Here is a 22,670-nt window from a genome sequence, read left to right on the forward strand (position 1 = left end):
AGAAACATTGAGAGGAATGAATGACCAAAGAAATGCAAACTTTAGCTTTAGCCCCTGTTGGTAACCTGGAATCTTATATCCGGGCTGCGAACACCTGGCCGATGTTAACGGCCGAGGAAGAAAAGGAGCTTGCTGAAAAGCTGCATTACCAGGGCGATCTGGAAGCAGCTAAGACGCTGATCCTGTCTCACCTGCGCTTTGTTGTTCACGTTGCTCGTAACTATGCGGGCTATGGCCTGCCGCAGGCGGACTTGATTCAGGAAGGTAACATCGGCCTGATGAAGGCTGTGCGTCGCTTTAACCCGGAAGTGGGTGTGCGACTGGTCTCCTTCGCCGTGCACTGGATCAAAGCAGAAATTCATGAATACGTGCTGCGCAACTGGCGTATCGTGAAAGTCGCCACGACAAAAGCGCAGCGTAAACTGTTCTTCAACCTGCGTAAAGCCAAGCAGCGTCTGGGCTGGTTCAATCAGGATGAAGTGGAAATGGTGGCGCGCGAGCTGGGCGTAACCAGCAAAGACGTGCGTGAGATGGAATCCCGTATGGCCGCGCAGGACATGACCTTTGATATGTCCTCCGACGACGACGCATCTGACAGCCAGCCGATGGCGCCGGTTCTGTATCTGCAGGATAAAACCTCTAACTTTGCTGATGGCATCGAAGAGGATAACTGGGAAGATCAGGCTGCGAACAAGCTGACCCATGCGATGGAAGGCCTCGACGAGCGTAGCCAGGATATTATCCGCGCCCGCTGGCTGGACGAAGACAACAAGTCCACGCTGCAGGAGCTGGCCGACCGCTACGGCGTTTCTGCGGAACGTGTCCGTCAGCTTGAAAAGAACGCCATGAAAAAACTTCGCGCCGCTATCGAAGCGTAATTTTCGCGAAGTACACCGAGAACCCCTGGATGAAAGTCCGGGGGTTTTGTTTTTTTAGCGCCCGCTCTGGCGAATTCCCTCCCCCTGGCAAACACTTACTGATGCGCTAAGCAGGCGACTTTCTCAGGGGGACAGGGTGAAAAATAACGAACTGAACGACCGGCGTTTACAGGCGACGCCGCGCGGCATCGGCGTGATGTGTAACTTCTACGCCGATAAAGCTGAAAACGCCACCGTGTGGGACGTGGAAGGCAACGAGTACATCGACTTCGCCGCCGGGATCGCGGTGCTGAATACTGGCCATCGCCATCCAAAAGTCATTTCCGCCATTGAAAAACAGCTCCACGCGTTTACCCATACGGCGTACCAGATTGTGCCGTACGAAGGCTATGTGGCGCTTGCCGAGCGCATCAACCAGCGCGTGCCCGTTGACGGTCCGGCCAAAACCGCGTTCTTCTCCACGGGGGCAGAGGCGGTCGAAAACGCGGTCAAAATAGCGCGGGCGTACACCAAGCGTCCCGGCCTTATTACCTTCGGCGGCGCGTTCCACGGCCGCACCTTTATGACCATGGCGCTGACCGGCAAAGTTGCGCCGTACAAGCTCGGTTTTGGCCCATTCCCCGGTTCGGTGTATCACGCGCAGTATCCGAATGAACTGCACGGCGTTAGCACGGCGGAAGCGTTGAAAAGCCTGGAACGCATCTTTAAAGCGGATATCGCTCCCGATCAGGTCGCGGCCATTATTCTCGAACCGGTTCAGGGCGAGGGCGGTTTCAACATTGCGCCAGCTGATTTTATGCAGGCCCTGCGCGCCCTGTGCGACACCCACGGTATTTTGCTGATTGCCGACGAGGTGCAAAGCGGCTTTGCCCGTACCGGCAAGCTGTTCTCGATGGAACACCACTGCGTGAAGCCCGATCTGATCACCATGGCGAAAAGCCTGGCGGGCGGAATGCCGCTTTCTGCGGTTTCTGGCCGTGCGGAGGTGATGGACGCACCCGCGCCGGGCGGGCTGGGCGGTACCTACGCCGGAAACCCGCTGGCGATTGCGGCGGCGCATGCCGTGCTCGACGTAATTGATGAAGAGGATCTCTGCACGCGTTCGGCGCATCTTGGCCATCACCTGGTGGAAGTGCTGAACAAGGCGAAGGAACGCTGCCCGTATATCGCTGACATTCGCGCGCAGGGCTCGATGGTGGCGGTGGAGTTTAACGACCCGCAAACGGGTCAGCCTTCGCCGGAATTTACCCGCCAGGTGCAGGAGCGCGCGTTGCAGGAAGGGCTGCTTCTTCTGAGCTGCGGCGTCTACGGCAACGTCATTCGCTTCCTCTATCCGCTGACTATTCCTGAAGCGCAGTTCCGCAAAGCGCTGGACATTATCTCCGCGTCGCTGACACGTTAAAGCCACACGCCCGGCGAAAATCCCAGCCGGGCCTGGCATATATTCATTTCAAATTAGCTATTCCAAAATCATAAAAATCGGGTATGTTTTAGCAGAGTATGCTGAAAAAGCGCGGACAGCACACCTATAACTGACATAAAGCGCTGCACAACAACATCACAACAATCGTAATAACCATAATAATGGGGAATCTCAGGATGAACATGAAGGGTAAAGCGTTACTGGCAGGATGTATCGCGTTGGCATTCAGCACCATGGCACAGGCAGACATCAAGGTGGCTGTTGTTGGCGCAATGTCCGGTCCGGTAGCACAGTACGGCGACCAGGAATTTACCGGCGCTGAGCAGGCGGTTGCAGACATTAATGCTAAGGGCGGTATCAAAGGCGAAAAACTGCAGATCGTAAAATATGATGATGCCTGTGACCCGAAACAAGCGGTCGCGGTCGCGAACAAAGTGGTGAACGACGGGATCAAATACGTTATCGGTCACCTGTGCTCTTCCTCTACTCAGCCAGCGTCTGACATCTACGAAGACGAAGGTATTCTGATGATCACCCCGGCGGCGACCGCACCAGAGCTGACCGCGCGTGGCTACAAGCTGACCCTGCGCACCACCGGTCTGGACTCTGACCAGGGCCCAACCGCGGCGAAATACATCGTTGAAAAAGTGAAGCCGAAGCGCATTGCTATCGTTCATGACAAGCAGCAGTACGGTGAAGGTCTGGCGCGTTCAGTGCAGGACAACCTCAAGAAAGCGAATGCTGACGTGGTGTTCTTCGACGGGATCACCGCCGGTGAGAAAGACTTCTCCACCCTGGTAGCGCGTCTGAAGAAAGAGAATATTGATTTCGTTTACTACGGTGGCTACCACCCGGAAATGGGCCAGATCCTGCGCCAGGCGCGCGCTGCGGGCCTGAAAACCCAGTTTATGGGCCCGGAAGGCGTGGCGAACGTGTCCCTGTCTAACATTGCGGGTGAATCAGCCGAAGGCCTGCTGGTAACCAAACCGAAGAACTACGACCAGGTCCCTGCGAACAAACCTATCGTGGATGCCATCAAGGCGAAGAAACAGGATCCAAGCGGCGCGTTCGTCTGGACCACCTACGCGGCGCTGCAGTCGCTGCAGGCGGGCCTGAACCAGTCAGCCGATCCGGCTGAGATTGCCACCTGGCTGAAAGCGAATACCGTCGAGACCGTCATGGGACCGCTGTCCTGGGACGCGAAGGGCGACCTGAAGGGCTTCGAGTTTGGCGTGTTTGACTGGCATGCGAACGGCACGGCGACCGACGCCAAATAATTTTCCCGTCGCCTTTCGCGCCGCAGGTGCGTTGGCTGCGTTATTCAACCCCGGTCACTTACTTATGTAAGCTCCCGGGGATTTCATAACTTGCCGCCTTCCTGCAACACGAAATGCTTGGGAAAATGCGGCAGATAATGTAGGCCGGGTAAGGCGCAGCCGCCACCCGGCTTTCTTTTAGCGCTTCTCCCACCCGCTCTCCTGCGCCGTAAACCCTAACGCCTGCATAAACGCCGCCATCACGCCGCGGTCTTCCACGCCCACGTCAGCCATCCACCATGAGGTCACGCTCGGGTTTTCGCGGATCACTTCTTCAATTAAATACTGTCCCACACCGCGACGACGGGTGACGTCACGTACGCGCAGCGAGTCCAGCGCCCCTTCTGTACCGCTCAGGGTTACGCGAACCGCAGCCAGCAGGCGTTCGTTAAAACGCGCGGCATAAATGCGGTGGGTCTCATCAACGCGCAGCGACGAAGGGGAATATTCCGGCCAGATCTTGCCCAGGTCGATATGATCCTGGTCGCTAAAGGTCACCAGACGCACGATAGTCAGTTTCATTAGCCACTTGTCCAAATCAGATTGAGTAGGGGCAGTGTACTCAATTTATTCACCCAGCGGCTTCCTCTTTTTATTCTCATTAACCAGGTGATTAGTTTTTTGGCAACGCGATGGGCAGTTTGAAAACACATGGATCGAAAAATAAGCAGAATTTTAACCTGAATGGTAGTGATTTATTCGGCGCTTTGTACCGTTATTTTATGCTGCAAACTGCACTTTTATTTGTTTATCTCTGCCTGATTTCAGAATATTATCTTTGCTTAATCGCCTGAAAAATAGAGATTTTAGTCTGGTTTTTGACAAAAACCTGCGCTAAACCATTAAGGGCACTGGTAAAAATAGCGTTGTTCATTAAAAGTACAGAATGCTTTTTAACCATAATAAAACAAAATATAAACACGACATCACGAATGGGGATTCAGAGATGAAAAGGAACGCGAAGACGTTAATCGCGGGGATGGTCGCACTGTCGATCTCGCATGCCGCTATGGCGGACGACATTAAGGTTGCGGTCGTGGGGGCGATGTCCGGCCCTGTTGCCCAGTGGGGTGACATGGAGTTCAACGGCGCGCGGCAGGCCATCAAAGACATCAACGCTAAGGGCGGCATCAAAGGCGACAAGCTGGTGGGCGTGGAATATGACGACGCCTGCGATCCGAAACAGGCCGTTGCGGTCGCCAACAAAATCGTCAACGACGGTATTCAGTATGTGATCGGCCACCTGTGCTCATCCTCCACGCAGCCGGCGTCTGATATCTACGAAGACGAAGGCATTCTGATGATCACCCCTGGCGCAACGAACCCGGAACTGACCCAGCGCGGCTACCAGCACATTATGCGTACCGCCGGTTTGGACTCCTCGCAGGGCCCCACCGCCGCCAAATACATCCTCGAGACCGTTAAGCCACAGCGCATTGCCATTATTCATGACAAACAGCAGTACGGCGAAGGCCTGGCGCGCTCCGTGCAGGACGGCCTGAAAAAAGGCGGCGCGAACATCGTCTTCTTCGACGGCATTACCGCCGGTGAGAAAGACTTCTCCGCGCTGATTGCCCGTCTGCAAAAAGAGAATATCGATTTCGTTTACTACGGCGGCTATTACCCGGAGATGGGGCAGATGCTGCGTCAGGCGCGCGCCACCGGTCTGAAAACCCAGTTTATGGGGCCAGAGGGCGTGGGCAATGCCTCTCTGTCAAACATCGCGGGGGATTCTGCCGAAGGCATGCTGGTGACGATGCCAAAACGCTATGACCAGGATCCGGCCAACAAGGCTATCGTGGATGCGCTCAAGGCGCAGAAGAAAGATCCGAGTGGTCCGTACGTCTGGATCACCTACGCGGCCGTACAGTCTCTGGCCACCGCGCTGGATCGCTCCGGCAGCAAAGAACCGCTGGATCTGGTGAAAGATTTAAAAGCACACGGGGCGAACACCGTGATTGGGCCGCTGAACTGGGATGAGAAAGGCGATCTGAAGGGATTTGAGTTTGGTGTCTTTAAGTGGCACGCCGACGGTTCATCCTCGGCCGCCAAATAATTATCCCACCGCCCGGTATGACGGGCGGGTATAAAAAGGTTTGCATATGTCCGAGCAGTTTCTCTATTTCCTGCAGCAGATGTTTAACGGCGTTACGCTGGGAAGCACCTACGCGCTGATCGCCATCGGCTATACGATGGTTTACGGCATTATCGGCATGATCAACTTCGCCCACGGCGAGGTGTACATGATCGGTAGCTACGTCTCTTTCATGATTATCGCCGCCCTGATGATGATGGGCATCGACAGCAGCTGGCTGCTGGTCGCCGCCGGGTTTGTCGGCGCGATCGTGATTGCCAGCGCCTACGGCTGGAGCATTGAGCGCGTGGCCTACCGGCCGGTGCGCAGCTCCAAGCGCCTGATTGCGCTGATTTCCGCGATCGGGATGTCGATCTTCCTGCAAAACTACGTCAGCCTGACTGAAGGCTCGCGCGACGTGGCGCTGCCAAGCCTGTTTAACGGCCAGTGGATCGTGGGGGCCAGCGAAAACTTCGCGGCCTCTATCACCACCATGCAGCTGGTTATCTGGGTCGTGACCTTTATTGCGATGCTCGCCCTGACGCTGTTCATCCGCTACTCGCGTATGGGACGCGCCTGCCGCGCCTGCGCGGAAGACCTGAAGATGGCGAGTCTCCTCGGCATCAACACCGACCGCGTGATTGCCCTGACCTTCGTGATTGGCGCCGCGATGGCGGCGGTGGCGGGTGTCCTGCTGGGCCAGTTCTACGGCGTGATCAACCCGTACATCGGCTTTATGGCCGGGATGAAAGCCTTCACCGCGGCGGTTCTGGGCGGTATCGGCAGTATTCCGGGCGCGATGATCGGTGGCCTGATCCTGGGCGTGGCGGAAGCGCTCTCCTCGGCGTACCTGAGCACGGAGTATAAAGACGTGGTGTCGTTTGCCCTGCTGATTCTGGTTCTGCTGGTGATGCCTACCGGTATTCTGGGCCGTCCGGAGGTAGAGAAAGTATGAAACCGATGCATTTTGCAATGGCGCTGCTCTCTGCCGCCATGTTCTTCGTGCTGGCGGGCGTCTTTATGGGCGTCCAGCTTGAGCTGAATGGCACCAAACTGGTTGTCGATACCGCAGCTGACATCCGCTGGCAGTGGGTATTTATCGGTACGGCCGTGGTGTTCCTGTTCCAGCTGCTGCGTCCGCTGTTCCAGAAGACGCTGAAAAACGTCTCCGGGCCGAAATTCGTCCTGCCGGCAATCGACGGTTCTAACGTTAAGCAGAAGCTGTTCCTCGTGGCGCTGCTGGTGGCCGCCGTGGCGTGGCCGTTTGTGGTGTCTCGCGGCACCGTGGATATCGCCACTCTGACCATGATCTACGTGATTCTCGGCCTCGGTCTGAACGTGGTGGTGGGGCTCTCTGGCCTGCTGGTGCTGGGCTACGGTGGCTTCTACGCCATCGGTGCCTATACCTTCGCGCTGCTGAACCACTATTACGGTCTCGGCTTCTGGACCTGCCTGCCGCTGGCGGGGCTGGTCTCTGCCGCGGCGGGCTTCCTGCTTGGCTTCCCGGTGCTGCGCCTGCGCGGTGACTACCTGGCTATTGTGACCTTAGGCTTCGGCGAAATCGTCCGTATCCTGCTGCTTAACAACACCGAAGTGACCGGAGGCCCGAACGGCATCAGCCAGATCCCGAAACCGACCTTCTTCGGCCTGGAGTTCAGCCGTACCGCCCGCGAAGGCGGCTGGGATACCTTCAGCAATTTCTTTGGCATCAAGTACGACCCGTCCGACCGCGTGATCTGGCTCTATCTGGTGGCGCTGCTGCTGGTGGTGATTACCCTGTTCGTGATCAACCGTCTGCTGCGCATGCCGCTGGGCCGCGCGTGGGAAGCGCTGCGTGAAGATGAGATCGCCTGCCGCTCGCTAGGCCTGAACCCGACCCGCATCAAGCTGACCGCGTTCACCATCAGCGCCGCGTTTGCCGGTTTCGCCGGAACGCTGTTTGCCGCGCGTCAGGGCTTCGTCAGCCCGGAATCCTTCACCTTTGCCGAATCCGCCTTCGTGCTGGCGATTGTGGTGCTCGGCGGGATGGGCTCGCAGTTCGCCGTGATCCTCGCGGCCATCCTGCTGGTGGTCTCGCGCGAGCTGATGCGCGACTTTAACGAATACAGCATGCTGATGCTGGGTGGTTTGATGGTGCTGATGATGATCTGGCGTCCGCAGGGTCTGCTGCCGATGACCCGTCCACAGCTGAAGCTGAAGAACGGGCAAGCGAAAGGAGAGCAGGCATGAGTCAGCCATTATTATCCGTTAACGGTCTGATGATGCGTTTTGGCGGCCTGCTGGCGGTCAACAACGTGAATCTGGATCTGCACAAGAAAGAGATTGTCTCCCTGATTGGCCCGAACGGCGCGGGAAAGACCACGGTCTTCAACTGTCTGACCGGCTTCTACAAGCCGACGGGCGGCACCATCATGCTGCGCGACCAGCATCTGGAAGGGCTGCCGGGCCAGCAGATTGCCCGCATGGGCGTGGTGCGTACCTTCCAGCACGTGCGTCTGTTCCGCGAGATGACGGTAATTGAGAACCTGCTGGTGGCACAGCATCAGCAGCTGAAAACCGGGCTGTTCTCCGGCCTGCTGAAAACCCCGGCCTTCCGCCGCGCGCAGGATGAAGCGCTCGACCGCGCCGCCACCTGGCTCGACCGAATTGGCCTGCTGCAGCACGCCAACCGTCAGGCGAGCAACCTGGCCTACGGCGATCAGCGTCGCCTGGAGATTGTGCGCTGCATGGTGACGCAGCCGGAAATCCTGATGCTCGACGAACCGGCGGCAGGGCTCAACCCGAAAGAGACCAAAGAGCTGGACGAGCTGATTGCCGAGCTGCGCGATAGTCACGACACCACCATCCTGCTGATTGAGCACGACATGAAGCTGGTGATGGGCATTTCTGACCGCATCTACGTGGTCAACCAGGGCACGCCGCTGGCAAACGGCACGCCGGAAGAGATCCGCAACAACCCGGACGTGATCCGCGCATACCTTGGTGAGGCATAAGATGGAAAAAGCGATGTTAACGTTCGACAAGGTCAATGCGCACTACGGCAAGATCCAGGCGCTGCACGACGTCAGCCTGCATATCAATCAGGGGGAAATCGTGACCCTGATTGGCGCCAACGGCGCGGGCAAAACCACGCTGCTCGGCACCCTCTGCGGCGACCCGCGCGCCACCAGCGGGCGGATTGTGTTCGATGGTAAAGACATTACCGACTGGCAGACCGCCAGAATCATGCGCGAGGCGGTGGCGATTGTTCCGGAAGGGCGTCGCGTGTTTTCCCGCATGACGGTGGAAGAGAACCTGGCGATGGGCGGGTTCTTCGCTCATCGCGATGAATACCAGACCCGAATTAAATGGGTATATGAACTCTTCCCGCGCCTGTGGGAGCGCCGCATCCAGCGTGCGGGCACCATGTCCGGCGGCGAGCAGCAGATGCTGGCGATCGGCCGCGCGCTGATGAGCCAGCCGCGCCTGCTGCTGCTGGACGAGCCGTCGCTCGGCCTTGCGCCGATCATCATTCAGCAGATTTTCGACACCATTGAACAGCTGCGTAAAGAGGGGATGACCATCTTCCTCGTCGAGCAGAACGCCAACCAGGCGCTGAAGCTGGCCGACCGTGGCTACGTGCTGGAGAACGGCCGCGTGGTGCTGGAGGATACCGGCGACGCGCTGCTGGCGAACGAAGCGGTGCGGAGCGCTTACCTGGGCGGATAGGGAAGAGCAAAAAGGCAACGCAAGTTGCCTTTTTTAGTGTTTTCTCCCTCTCCCTGTGGGAGAGGGTTGGGGTGAGGGCACCAGACGGCACCCAAACCACCCCCCAGCCCCCTTCACACAACCATCATCCCCCTGACGCCTGGCTGTCACTTATCTGTAAACAAACAGTTATTTTTCTGTAATTCGAGCATGTCATGTTACCTCGCGAGCATAAAACGCGTGATATCGCGCATCCGGCACAATAAGAGAGATGACAATGACATCGTTACGACACACAGCTTTGGGTCTGGCACTGGGTCTGGCTTTTGCGACGAACGCAATGGCTGTGACCACCATTCCGTTCTGGCATTCCATGGAAGGGGAGTTGGGTAAAGAAGTTGACTCCCTGGCGCAGCGTTTCAACGACACCCATCCGGATTACAAAATTGTGCCGGTGTACAAAGGCAACTACGAGCAGAGCCTGAGCGCGGGCATCGCCGCCTTCCGTACCGGCAACGCGCCGACGCTGTTACAGGTTTATGAAGTGGGTACCGCCACCATGATGGCCTCTAAAGCCATCAAACCGGTCTATGAAGTGTTCAAAGAAGCGGGCATCAACTTCGATGAGTCGCAGTTCGTGCCGACCGTAGCGGGTTACTACACCGATTCCAAAACCGGCCATCTGCTGTCCCAGCCGTTTAACAGCTCCACGCCGGTGCTGTACTACAACAAAGACGCCTTCAAAAAAGCCGGTTTAGACCCGGAGCAGCCGCCAAAAACCTGGCAGGACCTGGCGGAGTACACCGCGAAGCTGAAAGCGGCGGGGATGAAGTGCGGCTACGCCAGCGGCTGGCAGGGCTGGATCCAGATTGAAAACTTCAGCGCCTGGCACGGCCTGCCGGTGGCGACCAAAAATAACGGCTTCGACGGCACCGACGCGGTACTGGAGTTCAACAAGCCGGAGCAGGTGAAGCACATCGCGCAGCTTGCCGATCTGAACAAGAAGGGCGACTTCAGCTACTTCGGGCGTAAAGACGAATCCACCGAGAAGTTCTACAACGGCGACTGCGCCATTACCACCGCCTCTTCAGGCTCGCTGGCGGATATCCGTCACTACGCCAAATTCAACTACGGCGTGGGCATGATGCCGTACGACGCTGACGTGAAGGGCGCGCCGCAGAACGCCATTATCGGCGGGGCGAGCCTGTGGGTGATGCAGGGTAAAGACAAGGGCACCTACAAAGGCGTAGCCGAGTTCCTCGACTTCCTGGCGAAGCCGGAAAACGCTGCCGAATGGCACCAGAAGACCGGCTACCTGCCGATCACCAAAGCCGCGTACGATCTGACCCGCGAGCAGGGCTTCTACAGCAAGAACCCGGGCGCGGACATCGCGACGCGCCAGATGCTGAACAAGCCGCCGTTGCCGTTCACCAAGGGCCTGCGTCTGGGCAACATGCCGCAGATCCGCACCATCGTGGATGAAGAGCTGGAAAGCGTGTGGACCGGTAAGAAAACGCCACAGCAGGCGCTGGACTCTGCGGTAGAGCGCGGGAATCAGCTGCTGCGCCGCTTTGAGCAGTCGACCAAATCGTAATTCAAACCTGCCCCTCACCCTAACCCTCCCCCCATAGGGGAGAGGGGACTGCGCGGAGCCGTCTTTTCTCCCTCGCCCCTTTGGGGAGAGGGCCGGGGTGAGGGGTGAATACCTACAGAGCAAACCTATGTCATCATCCCGTCCGGTGTTCCGTTCCCGCTGGCTGCCCTATCTTCTGGTCGCGCCGCAGCTGGTCATCACCGTTATCTTCTTTATCTGGCCTGCGGGCGAAGCGCTTTGGTACTCGGTACAAAGCGTCGACCCGTTCGGGCTTTCCAGCCAGTTTGTTGGCCTGGACAACTTCACCGCGCTGTTCCATGACAGCTACTACCTGGACTCCTTCTGGACGACGATGAAGTTCAGCGCGCTGGTGACCGTCAGCGGTCTGGTTGCCTCGCTGTTTTTCGCCGCGCTGGTGGACTACGTGGTGCGCGGCAGCCGTATTTATCAAACCCTGATGCTGCTGCCTTACGCCGTGGCTCCCGCCGTCGCCGCCGTGCTGTGGATCTTCCTGTTTAACCCGGGGCGCGGATTGATTACCCACTTCCTGGCCGAACTGGGCTACGACTGGAACCATGCCCAGAACAGCGGTCAGGCGATGTTCCTGGTGGTGTTCGCCTCGGTGTGGAAGCAGATTAGCTACAACTTCCTGTTCTTCTTTGCCGCGCTGCAGTCCATTCCGCGCTCGCTGGTGGAAGCCGCGGCAATTGACGGCGCAGGGCCCATTCGTCGTTTCTTCAGGCTGTCGCTGCCGCTGATCGCCCCGGTGAGTTTCTTCCTGCTGGTGGTTAACCTCGTGTACGCCTTCTTCGACACCTTCCCGGTGATCGACGCGGCGACCGCAGGCGGCCCGGTGCAGGCGACCACGACGCTTATCTATAAGATCTATCGCGAAGGCTTCGCCGGTCTGGATCTCTCGGCCTCTGCCGCGCAGTCCGTCGTGCTGATGTTCCTCGTCATCATCCTCACGGTGGTGCAGTTCCGCTATGTCGAAAGTAAGGTGCGCTACCAATGATTGAGAACCGTCGCGGGCTGACGATTTTCAGCCATACCATGCTGATTTTAGGGATTATCGTCATCCTCTTCCCGCTGTACGTGGCGTTTGTTGCCGCCACGCTGGACACCAAAGCGGTGTTCGACACGCCGATGACGCTGATCCCAGGCACACATCTTTTCGAGAACATGAAGACCATCTGGACCCAGGGCGTGGGCGCCAACAGCGCGCCGTTCTGGCTGATGATGCTCAACAGCTTCATCATGGCGTTTGGCATTACGGTCGGCAAAATTACGGTGTCGATGCTTTCGGCCTTCGCCATCGTCTGGTTCCGCTTTCCGCTGCGTAACCTCTTCTTCTGGATGATCTTCATTACCCTGATGCTGCCGGTGGAAGTGCGTATCTTCCCGACGGTGGAGGTGATCGCCAACCTGAAGATGCTCGACAGCTATGCGGGCTTAACCCTGCCGCTGATGGCCTCGGCGACCGCCACCTTCCTGTTCCGCCAGTTCTTTATGACTCTGCCGGACGAGCTGATTGAAGCGGCGCGCATCGACGGCGCGTCGCCGATGCGCTTCTTCCGCGACATCGTGCTGCCGCTGTCGAAAACCAACCTCGCAGCGCTGTTTGTGATCACCTTTATCTACGGCTGGAACCAGTACCTGTGGCCGCTGCTGATTATTCAGGACGTTAACCTCGGCACCGCCGTGGCGGGCATCAAAGGCATGATCGCCACCGGCGAAGGCACCACCCTCTGGAACCAGGTGATGGCGGCGATGCTGCTCACCCTTATCCCACCCGTAGTCATTGTTTTAGCCATGCAGCGTGCGTTTGTCCGCGGCCTGGTCGATAGCGAGAAATAAGATGGCAGGTTTAAAACTTCAGGCAGTAACCAAAAGCTGGGACGGCAAAACCCAGGTGATTCAGCCGCTGACGCTCGACGTGGCGGACGGGGAATTTATCGTGATGGTTGGCCCGTCCGGCTGCGGCAAATCCACCCTGCTGCGCATGGTGGCGGGGCTGGAGCGCGTGACCTCCGGGGATATCTGGATTGACCGCCAGCGCGTCACCGAGATGGAGCCGAAAGACAGAGGCATTGCGATGGTGTTCCAGAACTACGCCCTCTATCCGCACATGAGCGTAGAGGAGAACATGGCCTGGGGGCTGAAAATCCGCGGCATGGGCAAAGGCCATATCGACGAGCGGGTGAAAGAGGCGGCGCGCATTCTCGAGCTGGACGGCCTGCTGAAGCGCCGCCCGCGCGAGCTTTCCGGCGGCCAGCGCCAGCGCGTGGCGATGGGGCGCGCCATCGTGCGCGATCCGGCGGTATTCCTGTTCGACGAGCCGCTGTCTAACCTCGACGCCAAGCTGCGCGTGCAGATGCGTCTTGAGCTGCAGCAGCTGCACCGTCGTCTGAAAACCACCTCCCTGTACGTGACCCACGATCAGGTCGAAGCCATGACCCTCGCCCAGCGCGTAATGGTGATGAACAAAGGCATCGCCGAGCAGATTGGCACCCCGGTGGAAGTGTACGAGAAACCGGCCACCCGCTTTGTGGCAAGCTTTATCGGCAGCCCGGCAATGAACCTGCTCGAAGGGCGTATCAGCAGCGCGGGCACGCATTTTGAGCTGGAAAGCGGGATGGCGTTGCCGATCAACTGGTACTATCGTGGCTACGCCGGGCGTAAGATGACGCTCGGAATCCGCCCCGAGCATATCGTTTTAACCTCTCAGGCGGACGGCGGCGTGCCGCTGGTGATGGACACGCTGGAGATGTTGGGTGCAGATAACCTGGCGCACGGGCGCTGGGGCGAGCAAAAAATGGTGGTGCGCCTGGCGCATCAGGAGCGTCCGAAAGCAGGCAGCACGCTGTGGCTGCACCTGCCGGAAAATCATCTGCACCTGTTTGACGGTGAAACAGGACAACGAGTATGAGCAACTGGCCTTATCCCCACGTCGTCGCCCACCGGGGCGGCGGTAAGCTGGCGCCGGAGAACACCCTGGCGGCGATTGACGTCGGCGCGCGCTACGGTCACACGATGATCGAGTTCGACGCCAAGCTGTCGAAAGACGGCGAAATTTTCCTGCTGCATGACGATAATCTCGAACGCACCAGCAACGGCTGGGGCGTGGCGGGCGAGCTGCCGTGGCGCGATCTGCTGAAGGTGGACGCCGGAAGCTGGTACAGCGGCGAATTTAAAGGCGAACCGCTGCCGCTGCTGGCGGACGTGGCGGATCGCTGTCGCCAGCACGGCATGATGGCCAATATCGAAATCAAACCGACCACCGGCACCGGGCCGCTGACGGGCAAAGTCATTGCCCTGGCCGCGCGCGAGCTGTGGGAAGGGATGACCGCGCCGCTGCTGTCATCATTTGAAATCGATGCGCTGGAGGCCGCACAGGCGGCCGTACCGGAGCTACCGCGCGGGCTGCTGCTTGACGAGTGGCGCGAGGACTGGCGCGAGCTGACGGGACGCTTAGCGTGCGTCTCTATCCATCTCAACCACAGGCTGCTGGATGAGGCGCGGGTGAAGATGCTGAAGGACGCGGGTCTGCATATTCTGGTCTACACGGTTAACAAACCCCAGCGCGCAGCCGAACTGCTGCGCTGGGGCGTGGACAGCATCTGTACCGATGCAATCGACCTGATCGGCCCGAACTTTAGTTCTGCGGATTAAGCATACTGCCATTCGACTGCGGCGGCAGCATGTGCTGCTGTCCGCTGCCTGACGACGTCATTCCCCCTAACATCCCGCCGTTTTTATTCGGCAGCGGCTGCTCGCGCATCTGCCCCTGCTGCACGCGCTGGGTGTTGGCGTTCATCTGATTTTGCAGGCTTTGCTGCTGCATCTGGGTCTGCGTTTTAAGCTGCTGGTTAAGCATCCCTTTCTGCTGCTGTTGCTGGCTCATCATCTCCGTCTGCATGCGCTGCTGGCTCGGGATAACGTAACCCTGCTGGTTCGGGTTGTTCATGGTGTTAAGCGGCTGTGCGAGCGCGGCAAACGGGATCAGCACCGTAAGAATCAATAAGCGTTTCATTGTCATTTCCTCCTTTTGAGGTCTCTCTTAAGTTTACCCTGATTTCACCATGACGATGATTTTTTAGGAGTTGTGAACCAGGCTTAAGCCGGGAATATGGACCCTATCACCTGGAGAACAATAATGATGAAACCAACGTTTTTGCGCTGGGTCGCCATCGCCGCGCTGATGGCAGGCGGTACTTTTAGCGTGGCGGCCAACCCGCCAGCGGCGCCTCCGGTCTCTTACGGCGTGGAGGAAGATGTTTTTCATCCCGTGCGGGCAACCCATGGCATGGTGGCGTCAGTGGATGCGCTGGCAACAAAAGTGGGCGTCGATATTCTCAGGCAGGGCGGTAACGCGGTGGATGCAGCGGTCGCCGTCGGCTATGCGCTGGCGGTAACGCATCCGCAGGCGGGTAACCTCGGCGGCGGCGGCTTTATGATGCTGCGCACCAAAGACGGCAAAACGACGGCCATCGACTTCCGCGAGATGGCGCCTTCCCAGGCGTCCCGCGATATGTTCCTCGACGACCAGGGTAACCCTGACAGCAAAAAATCCCTGACCTCGCATCTCGCCTCCGGCACGCCGGGCACCGTCGCGGGCTTCTCGCTGGCGCTGGAAAAATACGGCACGATGCCGCTGAACAAGGTGGTGCAGCCTGCCATCAAGCTGGCGCGCGACGGCTTTGTGGTAAACGATGCGCTGGCGGACGATCTCAAGACCTACGGCAGCGAAGTGATTCCGAATCACGAAAACAGCAAGGCCATCTTCTGGAAAGACGGCGAGCCGCTGAAGAAGGGCGACAGGCTGGTGCAGAAGAACCTTGCCAAAAGCCTGGAGCTGATTGCGGAGCACGGTCCGGACGCCTTCTACAAAGGGGCGATTGCCGACCAGATTGCGGAAGAGATGCAGAAGAACGGTGGGCTCATCACCAAAGCGGATCTGGCGGAATACAAGGCGGTGGAGCGCGAGCCAATTAGCGGCACCTATCGCGGCTACGAGGTCTTCTCCATGCCTCCGCCGTCCTCCGGCGGGATCCACATCGTGCAGATCCTCAATATTCTTGAAAACTTCGATATGCACAAGTTCGGCTTTGGCAGCGCGGACGCCATGCAGGTGATGGCGGAAGCGGAAAAACGCGCCTACGCCGACCGTTCGGAATATCTCGGCGATCCGGATTTCGTGAAGGTGCCGTGGCAGGCGCTGACCAACAAGGCGTATGCCAAATCCATTGCGGATCAGATCGACATCAACAAGGCCAAACCGTCGAGCGAGATCCGCCCCGGCAAGCTGGCGCCGTATGAAAGCAACCAGACCACCCACTTCTCGGTGGTGGATAAAGACGGTAACGCGGTGGCGGTGACCTATACGCTCAACACCACCTTCGGAACCGGGATTGTGGCGGGCAACAGCGGCATTCTGCTGAACAACGAGATGGATGACTTCTCCGCCAAGCCGGGCGTGCCAAACGTCTACGGGCTGGTCGGCGGTGATGCCAACGCCGTCGGGCCGAAGAAGCGTCCGCTGTCGTCCATGTCGCCCACCATTGTCGTGAAAGACGGGAAAACCTGGCTGGTGACCGGCAGCCCTGGCGGCAGCCGTATTATCACCACCGTACTGCAAATGGTAGTAAACAGCATCGACTTTGGCATGAACGTCGCCGAAGCGACCAACGCCCCGCGTTTCCACCACCAGTGGCTGCCGGACGAGCTGCGCGTGGAGAAGGGCTTTAGCCCGGACACCATTAAGCTGCTTGAACAGCGCGGGCAGAAGGTGGCGGTGAAGGAGGCGATGGGTAGCACCCAGAGTATTATGGTCGGGCCGGACGGGGCGCTGTTTGGCGCGTCGGACCCGCGGTCGGTGGATGATTTATCGGCGGGGTATTGATGGTTTGCCGGGTGGCGGCTTCGCCTTACCCGGTCTACGTTTTTCATTCCCTCTCCCTGTGGGAGAGGGTTAGGGTGAGGGCAACAAACTACTTCATTCGCGCCATATAATACGCATCTACATACTCGCCGTTGCGCAGGGCATAGCGTTTGCCGGTGCCTTCAATTTCGAACCCGTGTTTTTTGTACACCGCAATCGCCGGTTCGTTATCGACAAATACCGTCAGCTCAATGCGGTCAACGCGCAGCCAGTTATCGCACATATCAATCATGGTGCGCATCAGCGCGCTGGCAACGCCCCGGTTTTGCCACTGCGCGCCGACACAAATCCCAAAATCAGCCACATGGCTGCGGCGCGGGCGTTGCGCGACGACGATGCACAGATGGCCGGCAACATGACCGTCTATGCAGGCGACGAGCTGCTTGATGCCGGGCTGGTCGGATAGCCGTTCTTGCCACATTTGCTCAGAGGGATGAGGAACCTGTAGCGTGTTGTGGTACACCTCCGGCTGGGCGTGGATCTGACGAATGGCGTCATAATCTTTCGGTTCCGCATGGCGTATCACTATCTCACTCATTCCTTATTCCTCAGTCAGTTAAACGTCCCTTCCAACATCAATGACTTTAAAATTTGAGTCAACCGCTATTTTTTGCAAAAAGTATTGGACAAGTGCGAATGAGAATGATTATTATTGCTCTGCATTCAGGAAGACCGCTACGGGAACCTGAAAGCACGACATTGCTCACATTGCTTCCAGTATTACTTTAGCCAGCTTTTAGCTGGCTTTTTTTTTGTTATGGTTAGACTCAGTAACCTTCCAAAAGGACTGAGCCATGACACTACATTGCGCATTTATTGGATTTGGTAAAAGTACGACCCGCTATCACCTGCCGTATGTTCTCAACCGTAAAGACAGCTGGCACGTCGCGCACATCTTCCGCCGCCGCGCGAAGCCGGAAGAGCAATCCCCGCAGTATTCCCATATCCATTTCACCAGCGATCTTGATGAAGTACTTAACGACCCGCAGGTCAAACTGGTTGTCGTCTGCACCCACGCCGACAGCCATTTTGACTATGCGAAACGCGCGCTGGAAGCGGGTAAAAACGTGCTGGTGGAAAAACCGTTCACCCCAACTATCGCCGAAGCAAAAGAGCTGTTCGCGCTGGCGAAAAGCAAAGGCCTGACCGTTACGCCGTATCAGAACCGTCGCTTTGACAGCTGCTTCCTGACGGCGAAAAAAGCGATTGAAAGCGGCAATCTGGGCGACATCGTGGAAATCGAAAGCCACTTCGATTACTACCGTCCGGTCGCGGAAACTCAGCCCGGTCTGCCGCAGGACGGCTCGTTCTATGGCCTGGGCGTGCATACTATGGACCAGATCATCTCCCTGTTTGGCCGACCGGATCATGTCGCATACGACATCCGCAGCCTGCGTAATAAAGCCAACCCGGACGACACTTTTGAAGCGCAGCTGTTCTACGGCGACCTGAAAGCCATTGTCAAAACCAGCCATCTGGTGAAAATCGACTATCCAAAATTTATCGTTCACGGCACCCTGGGCTCGTTCATCAAGTACGGCATCGACCAGCAGGAGACCAGCCTGAAGGCCAACATCATGCCGGGTGAGCCGGGCTTTGCGGCCGATGATTCCGTGGGCGTGCTGGAGTACGTGAACGATGAGGGCGTAACGGTCAGGGAAGAGATGAAACCGGAAATTGGCGACTATGGCCGCGTCTACGATGCGCTGTATGAAACTCTCACAACCGGCGCGCCGAATTACGTCAAGGAATCTGACGTTCTGACCAACCTGGAAATCCTCGAACGGGCCTTCGAGCAGGCTTCTCCTGCCACGGTAACCCTCGCGAAATAAGCAAAAACGGCTCCTCTGCGCTTGTTCATAATTTTTGAACAGAGGAGTCAATTTTCACCCTCTATGATCCCAGGCGGTTTGCGTCCACACTTACTCCATCGAAACGAACTGAGGGTGAAAACAATGATCTACTTACGCAAAGCAAACGAACGTGGTCACGCGAATCATGGCTGGCTGGACTCATGGCATTCATTCTCGTTTGCCGACTACTACGACCCAAACTTCATGGGCTTCTCCGCACTGCGCGTGATTAACGACGACGTGATTGATGCAGGCCAGGGCTTCGGTACCCACCCGCACAAAGACATGGAAATCCTGACCTATGTGCTGGAAGGGGCGGTTGAGCACCAGGACAGCATGGGCAACAAAGAGCAGGTTCCGGCGGGCGAGTTCCAGATTATGAGCGCAGGTACCGGGGTGCGTCACTCCGAGTACAACCCGAGCAAAACGGAAAAACTGCACCTGTATCAAATCTGGATCATTCCAGAAGAGACCGGCATCACGCCGCGCTACGAGCAGCGCCGCTTCGACGCAAAACAGGGCAAACAGCTGGTGCTGTCCCCGGATGCGCGTGAAGGTTCCCTGAAGGTGCATCAGGATATGGAGCTGTACCGCTGGGCGCTGGCGAAAGACGAACAGTCTGTCCATCAGATTGCCGCCAACCGCCGCGTCTGGATCCAGGTGGTGAAAGGAGAAGTGTCCATCAACGGCACCAAAGCGACAACCGCCGATGGCCTGGCCGTCTGGGATGAGCAGGCGCTCTCCGTGCATGCCGACAGCGAAAGTGAAATTCTGCTGTTTGACCTGCCGCCGGTGTAATAAATCATAAATAAATGCCCATCCTTCCCTTTGACAGGGGAAGGATGGGCTTTGTCCGTGATAAACTGAGCAAATCTCTCACTTCAAGATTTCTCAGGACGATGAAAAAGAAACGCCCCGTACTTCAGGATGTCGCCGATCGCGTCGGTGTGACCAAAATGACGGTCAGCCGTTTTTTACGTAACCCGGAGCAGGTTTCCGTGGCGTTACGTGGCAAGATTGCCGCGGCCCTTGATGAACTGGGTTATATCCCCAACCGCGCGCCCGATATTCTCTCCAATGCGACCAGCCGTGCGGTGGGCGTCCTGCTTCCTTCCCTGACCAACCAGGTTTTCGCCGAAGTTTTGCGCGGCATTGAAAGCGTCACCGATGCTTTTGGCTATCAGACCATGCTCGCCCACTACGGGTACAAGCCGGAACTGGAAGAGGAACGTCTTGAATCGATGCTTTCCTGGAACATCGATGGCCTGATTTTAACCGAACGTACCCACACTGCCCGCACGCTCAAAATGATCGAAGTGGCCGGTATCCCGGTGGTGGAGCTGATGGACAGCCAGTCGCCGTGCCTCGATATCGCCGTGGGGTTCGATAACTTCGAAGCGGCGCGCCAGATGACGGCGGCCATCATTGCCCGTGGGCATCGTCATATCGCCTATCTGGGTGCGCGTCTTGATGAACGTACTATCATCAAACAGAAGGGATACGAGCAGGCGATGCTCGACGCGAACTTAACCCCCTACAGCGTGATGGTGGAGCAGTCCTCTTCCTACACGTCGGGTATTGAGCTGATGCGTCAGGCACGACGCGAGTATCCGCAACTGGACGGTATTTTCTGCACCAACGATGACCTTGCGGTCGGCGCGGCGTTTGAGTGCCAGCGTCTGGGGCTCAAGATCCCGGATGATATGGCAATTGCCGGTTTCCACGGCCACGACATCGGCCAGGTGATGGAGCCGCGTCTGGCGAGCGTCCTGACCCCGCGTGAACGTATGGGCCGCATTGGCGCAGAACGCCTGCTGGCGCGCATTCGTGGCGAGACGGTTACCCCAAAAATGTTAGATTTAGGTTTCACCTTGTCACCGGGTGGATCTATTTGAACTGACAAATTTGAAGTAGCTCACACTTATTCACTTCGCGCACGTTTGGATATTGCTTCTCTTTTGCCCCGGCAGGACAATGTTACCGATAACTGTTACCCGTAACAATTGACTGAGGGACACCCTTTGAGCACGACTAATCACGATCACCACGTCTACGTCCTGATGGGCGTTTCCGGTAGCGGGAAATCAGCCGTAGCCAGCGAAGTGGCGCATCAACTCCAGGCTGCGTTCCTTGATGGCGACTTCCTCCATCCGCGCAGCAACATCATGAAAATGGCCTCCGGTGAGCCGCTAAACGACGACGACCGCAAACCGTGGTTGCAGGCGCTGAATGACGCCGCGTTCGCTATGCAGCGTACCAACAAAGTCTCCCTGATTGTCTGCTCTGCGCTGAAAAAAACCTACCGCGACCTGCTGCGCGACGGCAACCCGAACCTCTCTTTCATCTATCTGAAAGGGGATTTCGAGGTGATTGAAAGCCGTCTGAAGGCGCGTAAAGGTCACTTCTTCAAAACTCAGATGCTGGTGACGCAGTTCGAAGCGCTGCAGGAGCCGGGTGAAGACGAGAAAGACGTCTTAGTGGTTGATATCGATCAGTCACTGGAGGGTGTTGTTGCCAGCACCATCGAGGTCATTAATAAAAGGCAGTAAGTTTTGAGTACATTAACGCTAGTTTTGACAGCAGTGGGTTCCGTATTGCTGCTGCTGTTTTTAGTGATGAAGGCGCGCATGCACGCTTTTGTTGCTTTGATGGTGGTTTCTATAGGTGCAGGTCTCTTTTCCGGTATGCCGCTCGACAAGATCGCCGCGACGATGGAAAAAGGGATGGGCGGTACGCTGGGCTTCCTGGCGATTGTGGTCGCCCTTGGCGCGATGTTTGGCAAGATTTTGCACGAGACGGGCGCGGTCGACCAGATTGCTGTCAAAATGCTGAAATCCTTCGGCCACAGCCGCGCGCACTACGCGATTGGTCTGGCTGGCCTGATTTGCGCGCTGCCGCTGTTCTTCGAAGTCGCCGTGGTGCTGCTGATAAGCGTCGCGTTCTCCATGGCGCGCCATACCGGCACTAACCTCGTGAAGCTGGTTATTCCGCTGTTTGCGGGCGTAGCGGCGGCCGCAGCGTTTCTGCTGCCGGGGCCTGCGCCGATGCTGCTGGCGTCTCAGATGCACGCTGACTTTGGCTGGATGATCCTGATTGGCCTGTGCGCGGCAATCCCGGGGATGATTATTGCCGGTCCGCTGTGGGGCAACTTCATCAGTCGTTACGTTGAGCTGCATATTCCGGAGGACATCACCGAGCCGCACCTGGGCGAGGGCAAAATGCCGTCCTTCGGCTTCAGCCTGTCGCTGATCCTGCTCCCGCTGGTTCTCGTGGGTCTGAAAACCATCGCCGCGCGCTTCGTGCCGGTGGGTTCCAGCGCCTACGAATGGTTCGAGTTCATCGGCCACCCGTTCACGGCAATCCTGGTGGCCTGTCTGGTGGCGATTTACGGCCTGGCGATGCGTCAGGGAATGCCAAAAGACCGGGTGATGGAGATCTGCGGTGCCGCGCTGCAGCCCGCGGGTATTATCCTGCTGGTGATCGGCGCCGGCGGCGTGTTCAAGCAGGTGCTGGTGGATTCCGGCGTGGGGCCGGCTCTGGGCGAAGCGCTGACCGGGATGGGCCTGCCGATTGCGGTCACCTGCTTCGTACTGGCTGCGGCGGTGCGTATCATCCAGGGTTCCGCAACCGTGGCGTGCTTAACCGCCGTGGGTCTGGTGATGCCGGTGATTGAACAGCTGAACTACTCCGGTGCGCAGATGGCCGCGCTGTCTATCTGTATCGCGGGCGGTTCGATTGTGGTTTCTCACGTTAACGACGCGGGCTTCTGGCTGTTCGGGAAATTTACCGGCGCTACCGAAGCGCAAACCCTTAAAACCTGGACGCTGATGGAAACCATCCTCGGCACGACGGGTGCGATTGTCGGGATGATAGCCTTTACGCTGCTGAGCTGAATGCGGTGATT

The 22,670-nt window shown here is 57.8% G+C and carries 22 protein-coding genes; 19 read left to right on the forward strand and 3 right to left on the reverse strand.

The window, feature by feature from the left end:
* Positions 1-20: 20 nt before the first annotated feature.
* From rpoH to livJ, 3 genes are all read left to right on the forward strand, one after another.
* Positions 21-878: an RNA polymerase sigma factor RpoH gene (gene rpoH, locus BJ885_RS21180; RefSeq protein WP_023334143.1), complete on the forward strand. Its 858-nt coding sequence runs from the start codon at positions 21-23 to the stop codon at positions 876-878.
* 136 nt (positions 879-1,014) lie between these two features.
* Positions 1,015-2,280 (forward strand): 4-aminobutyrate--2-oxoglutarate transaminase, encoded by a 1,266-nt coding sequence (locus BJ885_RS21185; RefSeq protein WP_121932744.1) that lies wholly within the window; start codon positions 1,015-1,017, stop codon positions 2,278-2,280.
* Positions 2,281-2,477: 197 nt separating this feature from the next.
* Complete coding sequence (livJ, locus tag BJ885_RS21190; RefSeq protein ID WP_072163886.1) at positions 2,478-3,578, forward strand: branched chain amino acid ABC transporter substrate-binding protein LivJ; 1,101 nt, start codon at positions 2,478-2,480, stop codon at positions 3,576-3,578.
* A 177-nt stretch (positions 3,579-3,755) separates the two neighbouring features.
* On the opposite strand, the gene panM is transcribed toward livJ, so the two are convergent.
* On the reverse strand, positions 3,756-4,139 hold the full coding sequence (gene panM / locus BJ885_RS21195) for an aspartate 1-decarboxylase autocleavage activator PanM (RefSeq protein WP_023334145.1): 384 nt from the start codon (positions 4,137-4,139) through the stop codon (positions 3,756-3,758).
* 424 nt (positions 4,140-4,563) lie between these two features.
* Between panM and livK the strand changes: the two genes are divergently transcribed.
* From livK to ugpQ, 10 genes are all read left to right on the forward strand, one after another.
* Positions 4,564-5,673, forward strand: a complete 1,110-nt coding sequence (gene livK / locus BJ885_RS21200) for a high-affinity branched-chain amino acid ABC transporter substrate-binding protein LivK (protein ID WP_039264148.1) — start codon at positions 4,564-4,566, stop codon at positions 5,671-5,673.
* Positions 5,674-5,719: 46 nt separating this feature from the next.
* On the forward strand, positions 5,720-6,646 hold the full coding sequence (gene livH / locus BJ885_RS21205; RefSeq protein WP_008500099.1) for a high-affinity branched-chain amino acid ABC transporter permease LivH: 927 nt from the start codon (positions 5,720-5,722) through the stop codon (positions 6,644-6,646).
* On the forward strand, positions 6,643-7,920 hold the full coding sequence (livM, locus tag BJ885_RS21210) for a branched chain amino acid ABC transporter permease LivM (protein WP_121932743.1): 1,278 nt from the start codon (positions 6,643-6,645) through the stop codon (positions 7,918-7,920). The genes livH and livM overlap by 4 nt, the downstream gene beginning before the upstream one ends.
* A complete protein-coding gene (gene livG, locus BJ885_RS21215; protein WP_023310024.1) occupies positions 7,917-8,684 on the forward strand; it encodes a high-affinity branched-chain amino acid ABC transporter ATP-binding protein LivG in 768 nt (255 codons plus the stop codon). Before livM ends, livG begins: the two co-directional genes overlap by 4 nt.
* 1 nt (position 8,685) lies before the next feature.
* On the forward strand, positions 8,686-9,399 hold the full coding sequence (livF, locus tag BJ885_RS21220; RefSeq protein WP_008500102.1) for a high-affinity branched-chain amino acid ABC transporter ATP-binding protein LivF: 714 nt from the start codon (positions 8,686-8,688) through the stop codon (positions 9,397-9,399).
* A 256-nt stretch (positions 9,400-9,655) separates the two neighbouring features.
* The gene (gene ugpB, locus BJ885_RS21225) at positions 9,656-10,972 is read left to right on the forward strand and encodes a sn-glycerol-3-phosphate ABC transporter substrate-binding protein UgpB (protein WP_121932742.1); all 1,317 of its coding nucleotides are present in this window, start codon (positions 9,656-9,658) and stop codon (positions 10,970-10,972) included.
* A 127-nt stretch (positions 10,973-11,099) separates the two neighbouring features.
* Positions 11,100-11,987 carry a sn-glycerol-3-phosphate ABC transporter permease UgpA gene (gene ugpA, locus BJ885_RS21230; protein ID WP_023310026.1) on the forward strand — a complete coding sequence of 296 codons (888 nt, stop codon included), beginning with the start codon at positions 11,100-11,102 and terminating at the stop codon, positions 11,985-11,987.
* Positions 11,984-12,829, forward strand: a complete 846-nt coding sequence (gene ugpE / locus BJ885_RS21235) for a sn-glycerol-3-phosphate ABC transporter permease UgpE (protein ID WP_013099125.1) — start codon at positions 11,984-11,986, stop codon at positions 12,827-12,829. The genes ugpA and ugpE overlap by 4 nt, the downstream gene beginning before the upstream one ends.
* A 1-nt stretch (position 12,830) precedes the next feature.
* Entirely contained in the window at positions 12,831-13,901 is a 1,071-nt protein-coding gene (locus BJ885_RS21240; protein ID WP_029742187.1) for a sn-glycerol-3-phosphate import ATP-binding protein UgpC, read from the forward strand.
* A complete protein-coding gene (ugpQ, locus tag BJ885_RS21245) occupies positions 13,898-14,644 on the forward strand; it encodes a glycerophosphodiester phosphodiesterase (protein ID WP_121932741.1) in 747 nt (248 codons plus the stop codon). The genes BJ885_RS21240 and ugpQ overlap by 4 nt, the downstream gene beginning before the upstream one ends.
* On the opposite strand, the gene BJ885_RS21250 is transcribed toward ugpQ, so the two are convergent.
* The gene (locus BJ885_RS21250; RefSeq protein ID WP_121932740.1) at positions 14,628-15,005 is read right to left on the reverse strand and encodes a DUF2756 family protein; all 378 of its coding nucleotides are present in this window, start codon (positions 15,003-15,005) and stop codon (positions 14,628-14,630) included. The two genes, ugpQ and BJ885_RS21250, sit on opposite strands and share 17 nt — an antisense overlap.
* A 123-nt stretch (positions 15,006-15,128) precedes the next feature.
* Between BJ885_RS21250 and ggt the strand changes: the two genes are divergently transcribed.
* Positions 15,129-16,874 (forward strand): gamma-glutamyltransferase, encoded by a 1,746-nt coding sequence (gene ggt, locus BJ885_RS21255; RefSeq protein WP_183128644.1) that lies wholly within the window; start codon positions 15,129-15,131, stop codon positions 16,872-16,874.
* Positions 16,875-16,962: 88 nt separating this feature from the next.
* Here ggt and yhhY read toward each other — a convergent pair whose 3' ends face one another.
* The gene (gene yhhY, locus BJ885_RS21260) at positions 16,963-17,451 is read right to left on the reverse strand and encodes an N-acetyltransferase (protein WP_045143059.1); all 489 of its coding nucleotides are present in this window, start codon (positions 17,449-17,451) and stop codon (positions 16,963-16,965) included.
* Positions 17,452-17,707: 256 nt separating this feature from the next.
* Between yhhY and BJ885_RS21265 the strand changes: the two genes are divergently transcribed.
* From BJ885_RS21265 to gntU, 5 genes are all read left to right on the forward strand, one after another.
* Positions 17,708-18,745 carry an oxidoreductase gene (locus BJ885_RS21265; RefSeq protein WP_121932739.1) on the forward strand — a complete coding sequence of 346 codons (1,038 nt, stop codon included), beginning with the start codon at positions 17,708-17,710 and terminating at the stop codon, positions 18,743-18,745.
* Between the two features lie 123 nt (positions 18,746-18,868).
* Positions 18,869-19,564, forward strand: coding sequence for a pirin family protein (locus tag BJ885_RS21270; protein WP_003861565.1), 696 nt, complete (start codon positions 18,869-18,871; stop codon positions 19,562-19,564).
* A 101-nt stretch (positions 19,565-19,665) separates the two neighbouring features.
* On the forward strand, positions 19,666-20,661 hold the full coding sequence (gntR, locus tag BJ885_RS21275; RefSeq protein ID WP_021242747.1) for a gluconate operon transcriptional repressor GntR: 996 nt from the start codon (positions 19,666-19,668) through the stop codon (positions 20,659-20,661).
* Positions 20,662-20,787: 126 nt separating this feature from the next.
* A complete protein-coding gene (gene gntK, locus BJ885_RS21280) occupies positions 20,788-21,315 on the forward strand; it encodes a gluconokinase (RefSeq protein ID WP_008503362.1) in 528 nt (175 codons plus the stop codon).
* Positions 21,316-21,318: 3 nt separating this feature from the next.
* Complete coding sequence (gene gntU, locus BJ885_RS21285) at positions 21,319-22,659, forward strand: gluconate transporter (RefSeq protein WP_121932738.1); 1,341 nt, start codon at positions 21,319-21,321, stop codon at positions 22,657-22,659.
* Positions 22,660-22,670: the final 11 nt, after the last annotated feature.

Source organism: Enterobacter sp. WP_7_1 (genome assembly GCF_003688535.1).
GTDB classification, from domain to species: Bacteria; Pseudomonadota; Gammaproteobacteria; order Enterobacterales; family Enterobacteriaceae; genus Enterobacter; species Enterobacter asburiae.